This window comes from Serratia sp. CY83965, assembly GCF_052166375.1.
Classification (GTDB): Bacteria; Pseudomonadota; Gammaproteobacteria; order Enterobacterales; family Enterobacteriaceae; genus Serratia; species Serratia marcescens.
In genome coordinates, this window is sequence record NZ_JBJNOV010000011.1 from 121,629 (window position 1) to 134,074 (window position 12,446).

The 12,446-nt window shown below is 53.7% G+C and carries 13 protein-coding genes; 3 read left to right on the forward strand and 10 right to left on the reverse strand.

Annotated features, from left to right (window positions below; translation table 11 throughout):
- The first annotated feature begins 6 nt into the window (after positions 1 to 6).
- The gene (locus ACJ8PL_RS20330) at positions 7 to 2,340 is read left to right on the forward strand and encodes a primase-helicase zinc-binding domain-containing protein (protein ID WP_289528282.1); all 2,334 of its coding nucleotides are present in this window, start codon (positions 7 to 9) and stop codon (positions 2,338 to 2,340) included.
- Positions 2,341 to 2,558: 218 nt separating this feature from the next.
- Here the strand turns inward: ACJ8PL_RS20330 and ACJ8PL_RS20335 are convergent, their stop codons facing one another.
- The 10 genes from ACJ8PL_RS20335 to ACJ8PL_RS20380 form a co-directional block, all read right to left on the reverse strand.
- A complete protein-coding gene (locus tag ACJ8PL_RS20335; RefSeq protein ID WP_442531345.1) occupies positions 2,559 to 3,665 on the reverse strand; it encodes an SAVED domain-containing protein in 1,107 nt (368 codons plus the stop codon).
- A 1-nt stretch (position 3,666) separates the two neighbouring features.
- Positions 3,667 to 4,221 carry a 3'-5' exonuclease gene (locus ACJ8PL_RS20340; RefSeq protein WP_442531346.1) on the reverse strand — a complete coding sequence of 185 codons (555 nt, stop codon included), beginning with the start codon at positions 4,219 to 4,221 and terminating at the stop codon, positions 3,667 to 3,669.
- A complete protein-coding gene (locus tag ACJ8PL_RS20345; protein WP_442531347.1) occupies positions 4,211 to 4,690 on the reverse strand; it encodes a hypothetical protein in 480 nt (159 codons plus the stop codon). The genes ACJ8PL_RS20340 and ACJ8PL_RS20345 overlap by 11 nt, the downstream gene beginning before the upstream one ends.
- Before the next feature lies 1 nt (position 4,691).
- Positions 4,692 to 5,915, reverse strand: a complete 1,224-nt coding sequence (locus ACJ8PL_RS20350) for a nucleotidyltransferase domain-containing protein (protein ID WP_289528288.1) — start codon at positions 5,913 to 5,915, stop codon at positions 4,692 to 4,694.
- Positions 5,916 to 6,048: 133 nt separating this feature from the next.
- A complete protein-coding gene (locus ACJ8PL_RS20355; RefSeq protein WP_442531348.1) occupies positions 6,049 to 6,333 on the reverse strand; it encodes a DUF3892 domain-containing protein in 285 nt (94 codons plus the stop codon).
- 450 nt (positions 6,334 to 6,783) lie between these two features.
- Entirely contained in the window at positions 6,784 to 8,166 is a 1,383-nt protein-coding gene (locus ACJ8PL_RS20360) for an FKBP-type peptidyl-prolyl cis-trans isomerase N-terminal domain-containing protein (RefSeq protein WP_442530657.1), read from the reverse strand.
- Positions 8,163 to 8,555: a hypothetical protein gene (locus tag ACJ8PL_RS20365; RefSeq protein ID WP_147827632.1), complete on the reverse strand. Its 393-nt coding sequence runs from the start codon at positions 8,553 to 8,555 to the stop codon at positions 8,163 to 8,165. Before ACJ8PL_RS20365 ends, ACJ8PL_RS20360 begins: the two co-directional genes overlap by 4 nt.
- Positions 8,556 to 8,557: 2 nt before the next feature.
- The gene (locus ACJ8PL_RS20370) at positions 8,558 to 9,193 is read right to left on the reverse strand and encodes a helix-turn-helix transcriptional regulator (RefSeq protein WP_176326449.1); all 636 of its coding nucleotides are present in this window, start codon (positions 9,191 to 9,193) and stop codon (positions 8,558 to 8,560) included.
- Between the two features lie 331 nt (positions 9,194 to 9,524).
- Positions 9,525 to 10,010, reverse strand: coding sequence for a hypothetical protein (locus ACJ8PL_RS20375; RefSeq protein ID WP_147827630.1), 486 nt, complete (start codon positions 10,008 to 10,010; stop codon positions 9,525 to 9,527).
- A 6-nt stretch (positions 10,011 to 10,016) separates the two neighbouring features.
- Positions 10,017 to 10,814 (reverse strand): winged helix-turn-helix domain-containing protein, encoded by a 798-nt coding sequence (locus ACJ8PL_RS20380; RefSeq protein WP_147827629.1) that lies wholly within the window; start codon positions 10,812 to 10,814, stop codon positions 10,017 to 10,019.
- Between the two features lie 438 nt (positions 10,815 to 11,252).
- Here ACJ8PL_RS20380 and ACJ8PL_RS20385 point away from each other — a divergent pair, with 438 nt between their 5' ends.
- On the forward strand, positions 11,253 to 11,780 hold the full coding sequence (locus tag ACJ8PL_RS20385; protein ID WP_164096045.1) for a fimbrial protein: 528 nt from the start codon (positions 11,253 to 11,255) through the stop codon (positions 11,778 to 11,780).
- Positions 11,781 to 11,865: 85 nt separating this feature from the next.
- Positions 11,866 to 12,399 (forward strand): fimbrial protein, encoded by a 534-nt coding sequence (locus tag ACJ8PL_RS20390; protein WP_147827628.1) that lies wholly within the window; start codon positions 11,866 to 11,868, stop codon positions 12,397 to 12,399.
- The last annotated feature ends 47 nt before the right edge of the window (positions 12,400 to 12,446 follow it).

Below are 12,446 nucleotides of genomic sequence, written 5' to 3' on the forward strand. Positions count from 1 at the left end.
AAGAGCATGAGCGCCCAGTTCGTTTCCCAGACCGTACGCACCGCCACCGGCCACTGGCCGGTGATACTCCCGGCTCTCGGTATCGCCTTACAGCCGAACGGCAAACTGCAGCCGTGTCCGACCTGCGGCGGCAAAGACCGTTTCCGCTTCGATAACCAGGACGGGCGCGGCACCTGGTTCTGCAATCAGTGCGGAGCCGGTGACGGCCTCAATCTGGTGGAAAAAGCCCTGTCGCTGTCAGCAAAAGCTGCCGCCGAACAGGTGGCCGCCGTGATGGGAGAAAACACCAACGCTCTGCCACCGGCCGCTGAGGCCGGTCATTCACCACAAGACAAGGCCGAGACCCAGCGCAAGGCCGCGCGACAGGCACAGGCTCTGGTGGCTGCCGCTCAGTGCAAAAGCGGCAATGCCTACCTGAGCGCCAAGGGCTGGCCGGAGGTGGACACCCTGACCCTGCACGGCCAGTCGCTGCGCGTTGGCGGTATCACCTTCCACCCCGACGACCTGCTGCTGCCACTGCACAATACCGGGGGCGAGGTGGTCAACGTGCAGCTGATTAACGCCAACGGTGACAAGCGCATGCTGGCAGGCGGGCAGGTCAAGGCTGCCTGCCACACCCTGAGCGGCCCGGACAACGCGGTTATCTGGCTCACCGAAGGCTACGCCACCGGCCTCACCGTGCATCGCCTGACCGGCGAAACGGTGTGCGTGGCGCTCAGCGCCAATAACCTGACGGCGGTGGCGGAGCAGCTGCGCAGCCACTACCCGGATGCGCGGCTGCTGCTGGCGGCTGATAATGACCGCAGCGGCACCGGACAGACCCGCGCCGCCGAGGCGGCCACAGTCACCGGCGGTATCCCGGCACTGCCGCCCTCGGAAGGCGACTGGAACGACGTTTATGGCCGGGAAGGGGCCGAGGCCACGCGCGCACAGCTCCAGGCGTTCAGCCAGCCGTCGCAGCCGAGCCCGTTCGACACGCTGAGCGATGCAGACCTCAAAGCCATGAGCGCCAGTGAGAAGGCCGGGCTGCTGGCCGAGCATTACGGCAACACCCTGGCGGTGCCGCCGGTGGGGGAAGAGCTGTGCCGCTATACGCGCGGCGCCTGGCAGGTGCTGCCGCACCGGCAGCTGAGCCGGGAGATTGCCGCGCTGTTCCAGAAGGTGCGCGCGCCGTTCTCCGCTGCGGGTATCAACAGTATTTTGGACACCCTCAAGCTGATGGTGCCGCAGATGGGCGACCCGGCCCGCCGGTTGATAGGCTTTCGTAACGGGGTATTCGATACCGTCAGCGGGCAGTTCAGCGCCCACCGGCAAGAGCACTGGCTGCGCACCGTCAACAGCGTGGACTACACGCCGCCGCGCGCCGGGGAGAACCTGGCCGACCATGCACCGCACTTCTGGCAGTGGCTGACGCGGGCCGCCGGGGGCAATTACGACAAGCAAGAACGTATCCTCGCGGCACTCTTTATGGTGCTGGCCAACCGCTACGACTGGCAGCTGTTCCTCGAAGTGACCGGCCCCGGCGGCAGCGGCAAGAGCGTGATGGCGGCCATCGCCCGGCTGTTGGCCGGAGCCGACAACACCACCTCCGCCACCATCGACAACCTGGAGTCGGCGCGCGAGCGGGCCAGTGTGGTGGGTTACTCGCTGATACTCCTGCCTGACCAGGAAAAGTGGAGCGGAGACGGGGCGGGTATCAAGGCCATCACCGGCGGCGATGCGGTCGCCATTGACCCGAAATACCGCGACGCCTACGCCGCCTACATCCCGGCGGTGATACTGGCGGTGAACAACAACCCGATGCAGTTCAGCGACCGCAGCGGTGGGGTATCCCGTCGGCGGGTGATTATCACCTTCCCGGACGCGATACCGCTGGCCGAGCGCGACCCGCAGTTGCTGGACAAAATCACCCAGGAGCTGGCGGTGATTGTGCGTCACCTGATGCAGCGTTTTGCCAACCCGAACGAGGCCCGTACCTTGCTTCAGGCGCAGCAAAGCTCGGACGAGGCGCTGACCATCAAACGCCAGGCTGACCCGCTGGTTGATTTTTGCGGCTACCTGACGGTGCTAGGCACCCCGGAAGGGATGATGATAGGCAATGCCAACATCACCCCACCGAACCCGCGCCGCTACCTGTATCACGCCTACTTGTCGTTTATGGCGGCACGGGGCTATCAGCACGTGATGAACCTGACGGCCTTTGGTTTGGCGGTGCCACAGACGCTGAGAGAGTATGAGAAAACCCTGCTCAAGCGTAAAACCCGGCTGGGGATGCAGACCAATGTGGTATTGAGTGAAGAGTGCGAAGCGGACTGGCTGCCGAAGTGTGGGGCGGTGTGACGATGAGCTGGACGATCGGTCGGGCCGATCAATCGCCCTTTATTGATCTGCCGAACCCATTGGACGCTCAATCATCGCACCGCCTATAGTGACAGTGAAAATACGCAGCAACACCAGGGCATTACCCCGACCGTTCTACGGCCGATCTAATAATGACAAGTGCTCCCAAACCGGCTCAGGCCGGTTTTTTATATCCTCGTTTCGCCCCAGTCCGACAGTCAGTTGGATGAGGGAACGGTGGGAGGCTTAACCACCGCGCCTCGCCGTTGCCCCTGTGTCGGCATCACCACCCCCCAGGGGTAGGCCGGCTGCTGTTCTTTCTCGTATTGATAAACAATGAGCTGCGCCAGATTGCGATTGTCATAACGGCGGCCGAAATTGAGCGCAATGCTGCTGGGGGCGGCCAAAATCACGTGGATGCGTTCGGCGCCGCACGCCGTCAGCATTTTGACCTGTTCGATAAATTGCAGCGCCAGCCGGGTTTGTTTGGACTGTGACCAGTGATTACCGAGCGTTGTGGCGTTCAGCGAGAGATGCGACAGCGGGTAGGCGGGGAAGGTTTGCCGTATGGCGGCAATGTCGGCCTGGTAGGACACCGAGACCGCCAGCACCACATCTTTGGCCGCTGAGGTGATGAGGCTTTCCATCAGGGTAAAATCGGCGCCGTCGTCGGCGGCGTTGTTGTCAATCAGCCGCCAGGCCTCTTGCGCTCGGTCCCAGTCATAGACGCAGACCGGGCCATTGTCATCGAGAATGGCGCCAATGAAGAAGGTGAACGGAACCGGCAATTGCCCGCCATATACCAGCGTCAGGTCCTGATGGTCGATACCGTCAATCCGGGTGGCGATATTGCTGGCCAGCGTGCTGATATTGTCGTCAAAGGCCTCCTCCGGGTGACTGATTGCGCCATCCCGCATCCGCTGCGTCATATCGAGGGTTAATGCATCTATCTTTCCGTTGAAATGACGGGAGACCGTTTTATGCAGCGGCGTTGTCGCGACTTTCCGCAGCGCTCTCCCTTCGATAACTACCCCCTTTTTGCGCACCGCGATTTTAGCCTCCCGGTAGGCGTCGACCAGCAACCAGACAAATCCCCCCAGGATGATGGATGCAGCCACGAAATTGACGAAATAGTCCGTGATAACATTCCCCTCCGAGACGGCCAGCGAGAAGCGGGCATCGCCTTTCTCCAGCGTTAATGCCTTTCCCAGCGAGTTATTCACACTCAGGATCCCGGCGCCGAGCAGCATGATGAGGTATTGAATTTTCCGCTGGCGCGTTTTCCAGTCGACCAGCTTAATCAGAATGTATTTTACCGTTTCCATGTCAGTGCTTTTCCCTCATGTATGCGTTGATTTTCACAAACATCTCAGCCTGATACAGCGCGTCATCCAGCGCGTTGTGGCTGCCGTGGTTTTTGAGATTAAATCGGGCGTCGATACGGCTGGAGCGGGTGTCCTGCCAGTCGCAGCCGGTGGCGCCCATGTACAGAGCTTTGATATCGAGGGCGGCAAAGCCAAACGGGTTATGACCGAGATAAACGTGAAAGTAGTAATTGATGAATGACCAGTCGAACGCCGCATTGAAACCGACCAAAATCGGTTTGCTCGTGGCGTTGGTGACGGAAGTTACCCAGTGGGCAAATTGTTGCATGGCCTCTTTCGGGTCGATGCCGCGCATTATTTGGGTCTGCAGATTGAAACCGGTGACGGCCAGCGCCTCAGGATCGTAATGCAGATCCAGCGGCTGCACTTCAATGTAAAAGCGTTCCGCCGGGCGGTCGATGACGCAGGCGCCGATGGAGAGCAGGCTGCACACGCCGGGTATGGGCCCGGCGGTTTCAATATCGACCGAGATAAAGCCTTCATGTTCAACGCTCATTTTTAACCTCGCTGGGGCGTGGGTGCTTACCGCCGCCTTCCCAGTGGCCGGTGTGCAGCCACTGTTCAAAATAAAACAGCCAGAGCGACGCCCAGGGAATGAGGGTGTCGCTGATTTTTAACTGGGCGCGCCATTCGCTGAGCCCGTCGTCGGCCTGTGAACGGGGCAGAAACAGGCACAGCCTGGCGCCGGGTATATGCTTGTCGGCGGGATACAGGTGCGGGATGGCTCGCGTGCCTGCCAACGCGAAAAGGTCAGGCTCTGTCACCACGCAAATCGGTGGGGTGAGCAGGCTATATCGGATCGCGACCTTGTAGCGGCGGCTGAACAGCGAGGGTTGCAGCCATCCTTCCCATAGCAGGGTGCGATCGTGATGGATAATGCGCAGCCGTTCATACGGGCTGCCGGCTTTCAACGCGTGATATTGCTGGGCGAGGGGCAGCGGTTTGCAGTGATGCTTGATAACCACGTTATTCACCGTAGAAGGTGTTTTTAGGCACGCTGGCATGGGCTGCCGTACTGGCGAGGCCGGTGGCGATCAGCCCGCCGGTTTTCTTATCAAGATGCAGGCTGCCTTGTTCTCTGGCCGACTGCATATGCTCCATCAGTCGTTGCCTGACGACATCGACCGGCGTTTTGCCGAAGCTGTCTTCGAGGCTCAGGAACAGGTTATCTTCCCCCACGCTGGCGGCGATGGTGTTAAACGTCGCCTGGGCCGCGGCATGCCACTGGTAAAAGGTTTCACTGCGCTGAGGGCCCTCATCCTGCTCTGAGCGGTTCCACTTCTCGGCGAAGTTTTCCTCCGGCATGTGCGGGTTGCTGACCTGGAACTCTCCCTGCGTCGACACGATGAAATCCGGCATCAGTTCCAGTACGTCTAACAGAATATCCAGGTCGTTGTCGTAGGCGCGCCTGGCCGCAATGATGTGGTTGTAGGCATGGCAAGCCAGCGTGGTGATGATGACCGAAATTGGGCGGCAGCGCTGCTGGAGGTCATCCTGCTCGACGGCCCATTCGTCACGGTGGCGTTTGAGAATTTGTACGATGCGATTAAGCAATTTTTTGTCGGTGCTGTCCGGCAGCGGGAGCAGCGCCTCGGTGCCCACGCGGCTGGCGGAATCCATGACCAGAATGGTGCGGAGGGGCTGCACGCTGGCGCTGCTATCGAACCACTCGGCGTAGCCGCTGGGGTTGGACTCCTTCCAGGCGGTTTGCGCATCTACGACCCACAGCGGCTGGCCCGGATGTTGTGCGCCGGTGTGATCGCGGCCCGGCGTGATATCCAGATGATAATCTCCGGCATAGTTGATACGGAATCCACGGGGTAAATCGCTTAATAGATCTTTATAAGTGTTATGCGACTCCAGTCGCCGGCGAATGGCCGATATTACGCCGGTATAATCCGCCTGGGTGGCATGGGGCAGATAACAAATCAGGTCAATATCGTATTGCTCTTCATTTTTGGGCTTAACGGTGGTGTTGAGCCGCACGCTGCCCTGCGGGTAAATAACGGCATCTTGCAATAGCGGATCGTCGCCTTCAGACAGGAAGGTGCCGACCCCGTTATAGGCGCTTTTGATGTTGGCGTATTGGGTTTTGGTGAGATCCAGCGTTTCAATAATTTGCGATAATAAATCGGCGATACGCTGCTTTTTTCCTGCCGGCAGGCTTCTGGCGGTAGCGGAACCGTACATAGTATTTCCTTATGCTATGGGGGCCGCTGTACTGCGGGCGTGAGAACGCCACAGCGGCCAATAATAAAAAGGGGGGAAGCGATGGGCCGCAAGCAGGCCCACACACCGTATCAGTCATGACACTCGGGTGACGTCAGGGGCATTCCGGCAGGCTGAGCAGGTTATTGGGGTGTTCGCCGTCATTTTGCGTTTTGAGGTATTTATTCCCCGCCGCGCTGATTGAGACAATCACCCAGACGGAATGGCCATTCGCGGTGACCCAAAAGCGCCAGGTGCCCGCCTCGATACCGGCAATGGCGTCTGCTTGGGACAGAGACCAACGGATGCCATCAGCATTGACGCCGCCGATAGCCTGAATGCGCTCATGCGCGTTTTGGCGAGCGGATTTTCTGATACAGGTGACTTGATGGTCCGACATAACAACTCCTCGGTTAGGGGCATATTTACGCATAGGCGTAAGGGAAAATAAAAATAATGGGCCGGATAGCCCTCTACGTAACCTGGGTTGAAATCACTGCCATAAATGTATAGCCGGCTAATGGTGGTGCATTCAATAGCTAGCCTATTACGGGTGCTGAAGCTTCTAATTGTCTGTGGCGTTAATCATGTTTTTTGTCCTCATTAAAGTCAACATCAATAGGATGGTTTTTTTGATTTGTTATTATGTAATTTTTATAATTTGAGGAAATAATTTTTATAATTAATATTTATTTTAACAATGTATTGATGGCAGCTCGATTCTGAAGGCGTTTATTTTTGTAATTTAATTTAATTTAATTTAATTTAATCGCAATACTAGGTTTTATCTGTCATTGATAGGTTGCGCATCAGCCTGATAGCCCTATTAAATTCACGAGAGATATCAGGGCTAGGGCCGTGTTTTAGCTTGAGCGGGTGGGTATACCTCCGCTATGCGCAAGGTGTAGATCATGGTGGCGTTGGGGGGAACTTTCGGTGGGTAGCCTTTCTCCCCGTAAGCCTGTTCAGGAGGAACCACCAGGGTCATCGTACCGTGGTTTTGCAGCAGCGAAATGGCCTCTTTAAACAACGGTGGGAAATCCGCCACCGGCTGCGACAGCGTGGCGCCAGTTGCTTCCATATCTTGCACCACGGTGCCGTCGACCAGCGTTTCTTTTACCACCATATCCACCGAGGCGGTAGCGGGGATCTTCGCATCGCCCGCATAGTCGATACGGTACCAGAACCCGGACGATGCCCGGTGAACGCGCTTATCTTTCTTGAACTCCCCTAGATAGGCCGCGCCTTTTTGCCGTTGGGTTGCGCTGATTTTTTCTCTTGCGGATACCACCTTTTCCTCGGCGGTGGCCAGGATGTTATTGAGTTCATCATCCGGCAACATCCGCTTGCCCGCAAAGGCATCTGCAATGCCAGCCAAGAGCATTCCCTTCTCCGATCTCACTCCCCAACGCTGCCGTTCTTCCTGCATTTGCAGAATTTCCTCTCCCAGTGAAACGCCTGCGGCGTAATCCTCACGCGGTTGTGCGCCTTTGAGCGCATCGGCCGTCACCAGAAGGGGGCTTCGCGCTTGCAAAGAAGCCATGTCGGCTCGCGTATCTGCCAGTTTCTTAACGGTTTCATCCAGTTCGGTTTGCATCAGTTGACGCTGTGACCGCCATTCAGCTTGCTGTTCCCGCAGCACCACGTCGCGCTTTTCTGCTTCCAGCAGCCAATTTTTTTGCTGGTTGGCTGCCGCTGATAAGGCCTGGTTTTCTGCTTTTGCTTTGGACAACTGTTGCTGCAATACCGCCCGATCCTGATCCCACCGCTGCTGTATCTGTACCAGGTTGGCTTTTGCCTGACGCTCTGTCGGTGTCACCCCCAACGCCTGGCGCAAGCTTTGCGCCAGTTGGGATAGCGCGGCCCAATCCGGCGTTGCCGTTACGGCGTTTTGTCGCAGACGGGTTATCTGTAATTTTAGCTGGGCTATTTCCGTGCGCTGTTGCTCGATAGCCTTATCCTTCATTCGCCAGGATTCGCGCTGTACTGGCGGTTTGTTGTCGGGCTTACCTTTCTCGGGGCTTGGGGTTGGGTGTTTTTCGGTGCGAGGGCGATCCCGCGCGGCAGGGGCTTTTTCTGCCGGGTAGCCTTTGTCGCTGTATTGCTCGGCAAACTGCAGCAAGGCCGGAATATCGGCATTACCCTTGCTTGGCGCCGATGAAGCCGCGGGCAGCAGCATCCCCCCAGCCAGGCAGGCCAAAAAACGGTAGGTCAGCCGTTTCCAGACGATCATTTTATCGCACCGCCGCGTTTCGCCAGTTCGGTAAGCAATGCCTGATTAATCTCGGCGCATTGATAGCTCACCTGATAACGATAGAGGGCATCAACGGTCTCTTGCGTGCGCTCGTTGACCTGGGGGCGCACACCGGCATATTGCGAAGCGCCGGACATCAGGTTGTCGAACACCTGTTTTTTAGTCGGGTAATCCGCCGTTTTCAGCGTCCCCAGTGCGTTTAAATTCTGTTGGCACTGCTTTAAATCCTGGGTTTCACGCTTGACCTTTTCATCCTGCAACGTGCTGGCCGAGGCGGTTTTTATCTGAGGCGTTTTGGTGGACTGGCAACCGCTTACCAACAGTACGCCCATCAATACTGCCGTGATGGGTAGAGACGAATGGCTCATGTTCAATTTCCTTTTCGTTGTTGATGGCTGGTTAAACCGCCTTGTAGCATCCAATGGAACAGTTCGTTAGTTCGCTTAAAATTCAATTTTTTCATCGCTGCGCGTTTGTGCGAGCTTATGGTCTTCTCCTTAATGCCCAAGAGGCTGGCAACGCCGGCATGTGTTTTTCCCTGCTGGAGTTGATACAGAACTTCTTGCTCACGCGGTGTGAGTGATTCGTGGTGGCAAACTTTGCTGCCTTGTCGCGTTCTTTCGGGCGAAGGTTGCGGGGCAAGTAGGGTGTTCCCAATAAGCTGCAACACGCTGTTCACCGATTGATGCCGGTATAAGATATTGGACTTGGCCAGGCCACGATAGAGATGCTGCAGGTGAGCATCTTTTCTTTCCGCGATGGCAAAATAAAGTGTTGCACTGTGGCCCCCTGGTCGATTGCCAGGTGAGATTAATGTACCGCAGCGAATGGCCTGAAAGACAATATCAGCAGCTATTCCCGCACAGGTACCAGTGTAAAAACGAATGTTTCTATGTTTTAAATGGTTGGATAGTGCCTTAATGAGCCCTATGGTGTAAAAGCTATCATCGTCGATTATGCGGATGGCCAATGTTGTCTTTATGGTGCCATTTTTCGTACCGGTCATGTGCTCTGCGCTCTGGTTTTCGTTTTTTGCCCTGGTCATTAATTTATTTTTAGATTCCGATTATCATTGTTATGTATGTACTTAGTTTGGTATGTACTTATCGACTAATCAGAATCAGCCATAGACTAACCAACGAGAAGTGTTCTGTTCAAGTTAACGATGTTTAATGGTCATGATTGGTGATAGTTTTTTATAATCTAGTTTTTATTAGATTTTTTCTCTGTGAATTTGGTTGTGTGGGGGGGGGTATTAGATAGTTGGGCTGCAGGGGGCGTGAGGCTCTAAAGTGGCTTAATCAATTAATGACAGGTGATTAAGCCTGTTTATGAAGTTAATCTGGTGTTTTCACGCAAACAAAATGGGGGTTGGTTAGTCCTTTAATAAAATAGGCTTCATCATTTAATCTCTTGGTTTCCATATAGAAAGCGATGCCGGGTGCTTCTGGCAATACATACTGTTGCCAGAGGTGATCTGGTAGGCTATCTATGGGGTGGTGCTCTTCCCGGGTGATCATGGTTTTCGAGTAGCCTTTAAAATCAGATTGCTTAATGACCATGAAAAGACGCCTGGAAATAACATAACTATTATCAGGATCTTTGAGGGAGCCCACCGCGAGCAATTCACTGCTGCCTTTATGGGCGGTGACGACGCTGATATCCAGATTAAGTTCAAGCGTTTTACCCTCTTTTGAAACGATGTGCGAACTCAAATGCGTGTTACAGCGAAAAGGTTTCCAGCTCTCGTGGTGGCGATAAACAAAAGCGCCACTCAAGACAACGATGATGACGCTCGATAAAACGATCACAATCTTTTTCATGTAAACCTACTCAACCTGTTTGAAGTTGTTACAGTTTGTATAGCTCATATCGCTGTTTTTGGCGCAAGCGGCCATAAAAGACACCTTAAGCAAGTTGTTGGCAGGGCGCGCTTCCATATAGTAAATGTCCCGATCGGTCTGCGTGCAATCGACCTCTTCATCAGCCAGCATCTTTTTCACTCGACCTGCTTGATCGGGCTCAGGTTTCCCTTCACCCAGAGTAAAGATCCGACATTTATCCTGAGTCCCGATGAGTGCGGGTTGTTCATTTTTGCTCAGGGTTAACCACGTCGTCGCCGCCGCGGTGACGCCCAGGGCAAGAAGGAGAGACAATGCCGCCATTTTCATTTTGCGTGATGGTTTTTTCGAACTTACGGCCACATCGCCCGCGACGATGTTTACCTCTGTCGCCTGCTGACTTATCGGCGGCAGAAGATCCATCTGTTCAGCCGATAGCGATTCCTTTGGCGGCTTGGTCTCCGGGTGGATTTCCGCATCCATTTTAAAGCCTATCCGCGGCACGGTGATCAGTATGTCTTTGCTTAGCCCAAGTGCTTCAAAGGCTTTTCTCAGCTCACTGATATGGTTGCTCAATGTGGCGCTGGACGGAGAAAACCCATAATCCTCCCAGACGTGCTTGATCAGCGCTTCACGCGTTAATTCAATTTTATTATTCCTTATCAGCTCGCTTAATAACCGTGTAGCCGGATTAGATAACCCTACCGTTAGTAAGTTATCGTTCTTAAGCATCAACAATTGACTGTCCGGATCGAAAATCAGGGTGAGATTTATTATATATTTCATTTGGATACCTGTTTAATTCTGGTGCGTAAGCATAAAATTAGTCAATGATAAGAATAGTCTTGCTTGGGTAGTGAGGGGGAATCTAAGGGAGGTTAACACTTGTAGTCAACACCCTTTAGAAAAATTATTCACCACCTGAAATGACATTGAATTTAAAGGAGTGTTATTTTTTAATTAATTCAAATCATTGGTTTTATATTCTTAATTTTATTTTAATTTTTTGTGATTTTGGAGTTTTAATCTAATTAATTGCAATTAATTAGATTATTTAGCTATTGTGTTTTTTTGTCGATATCATGATTTCCAGTTGCCGGTAGTGATAACACGGCCTTGAGAACGGAGGCGTAAGTTTCCTATTCCATGGGCCGGTTGTGTGAATCTGAATACATGGCGACTTCACACAAATGGGAAATGACCTTAATTAAGGATAAAGTAGAAATGAAATTGAATAAAATTATGATGGCAGCAGTATTGGCATTCGGCACTATTTCTGGCGCACAGGCTGCTGATCAAGGACACGGTAAAGTGACCTTCACCGGCTCCATTATTGATGCACCTTGCTCAATTGACCCTAAGTCTATTGATCAGACTGTAGATCTGGGCTCAGTGTCTAACGTTTCCCTGCTTAATGGTGGTAACTCTGACCCGAAACCGTTTGAAATCCATCTGGAAAAATGCAGCCTGGACACCGCTAAAACCGTGACCACCACCTTTGACGGTGCGGCTGGCAAAAATGGCCTGCTGGGTATGACGGGCGATGCCAAAGGCGCCAGCATTGCGATTACCGATGGTAGCAATAATGTCATTGAACTGGGCAAACCTACCACGGGCCAACTGATCAGCGCGGGTGCCACAGAAGCAACTCTGGCCTTCAGCGCTTATCTGAAAGGCGACGGCGGCGATGATAAATCTATCGTTCCGGGTAAATTCCAGAGCGTGGCTAACTTCATCCTGAACTACAAATAATTTGATTTATTGACTGGATTAATCATGCATGCGGGCAGAGGCCCGCATGCATTCTTGTCAGGGTGGCGTGCAGGAGAATAATGAGATGAAAAGGCTAAAAATGCGTTATTCGGCGTTTTGCCTGTTAATGCTGTTACCTATGGAGAGCAGCCTGGCTGCGGCAGGTTGGGGGCGGGTTAACATGCAAGGTGCCGTAATAGAAACGGCCTGCGCCATTGATACCGACAGCCGAGATCAGACTATTGATATGTCCACGGTGCCGTTGAGCCAAATAATGCGTGATGGGAAAGGTGCTACCCGACCCTTCAGTATTCGCCTGGTTAATTGTGTTTTGGATCGCATAGATGAAAATTTACCGAAGTGGCAACGATTTCAGGTGACATTTGATGGTCGGGAGGATAATGGATTATTCGGTGTCGATGGGCAAGCGCGCGGGGTTGCGCTACAACTTGCCGACAGCGAAGGCAATATCGTTTCGCCAGGCAACCCAACGCCGTTGCTGGACATTACCGAAGGGAACAGAGAATTAAATTATTCGCTGCGACTGGTCAGTAATCAACAGTTATTACGCAGTGGGGAATACACTTCGAGTATTAAATTTAAAATGGATTATTACTGAATAGATTCTAGCGATGCGTTAAACATTAAATTTTAATTCACAGGGTG

Coding starts and splice junctions, on each gene's coding strand:
- ACJ8PL_RS20330 (WP_289528282.1), top strand. CDS start 7: ATGAGCGCCCAGTTCGTTTCCCAGACCGTACGCACCGCCACCGGCCAC.
- ACJ8PL_RS20335 (WP_442531345.1), bottom strand. CDS start 3,665: ATGGAAACGGTAAAATACATTCTGATTAAGCTGGTCGACTGGAAAACG.
- ACJ8PL_RS20340 (WP_442531346.1), bottom strand. CDS start 4,221: ATGAGCGTTGAACATGAAGGCTTTATCTCGGTCGATATTGAAACCGCC.
- ACJ8PL_RS20350 (WP_289528288.1), bottom strand. CDS start 5,915: ATGTACGGTTCCGCTACCGCCAGAAGCCTGCCGGCAGGAAAAAAGCAG.
- ACJ8PL_RS20355 (WP_442531348.1), bottom strand. CDS start 6,333: ATGTCGGACCATCAAGTCACCTGTATCAGAAAATCCGCTCGCCAAAAC.
- ACJ8PL_RS20360 (WP_442530657.1), bottom strand. CDS start 8,166: ATGATCGTCTGGAAACGGCTGACCTACCGTTTTTTGGCCTGCCTGGCT.
- ACJ8PL_RS20365 (WP_147827632.1), bottom strand. CDS start 8,555: ATGAGCCATTCGTCTCTACCCATCACGGCAGTATTGATGGGCGTACTG.
- ACJ8PL_RS20370 (WP_176326449.1), bottom strand. CDS start 9,193: ATGACCGGTACGAAAAATGGCACCATAAAGACAACATTGGCCATCCGC.
- ACJ8PL_RS20375 (WP_147827630.1), bottom strand. CDS start 10,010: ATGAAAAAGATTGTGATCGTTTTATCGAGCGTCATCATCGTTGTCTTG.
- ACJ8PL_RS20380 (WP_147827629.1), bottom strand. CDS start 10,814: ATGAAATATATAATAAATCTCACCCTGATTTTCGATCCGGACAGTCAA.
- ACJ8PL_RS20385 (WP_164096045.1), top strand. CDS start 11,253: ATGAAATTGAATAAAATTATGATGGCAGCAGTATTGGCATTCGGCACT.
- ACJ8PL_RS20390 (WP_147827628.1), top strand. CDS start 11,866: ATGAAAAGGCTAAAAATGCGTTATTCGGCGTTTTGCCTGTTAATGCTG.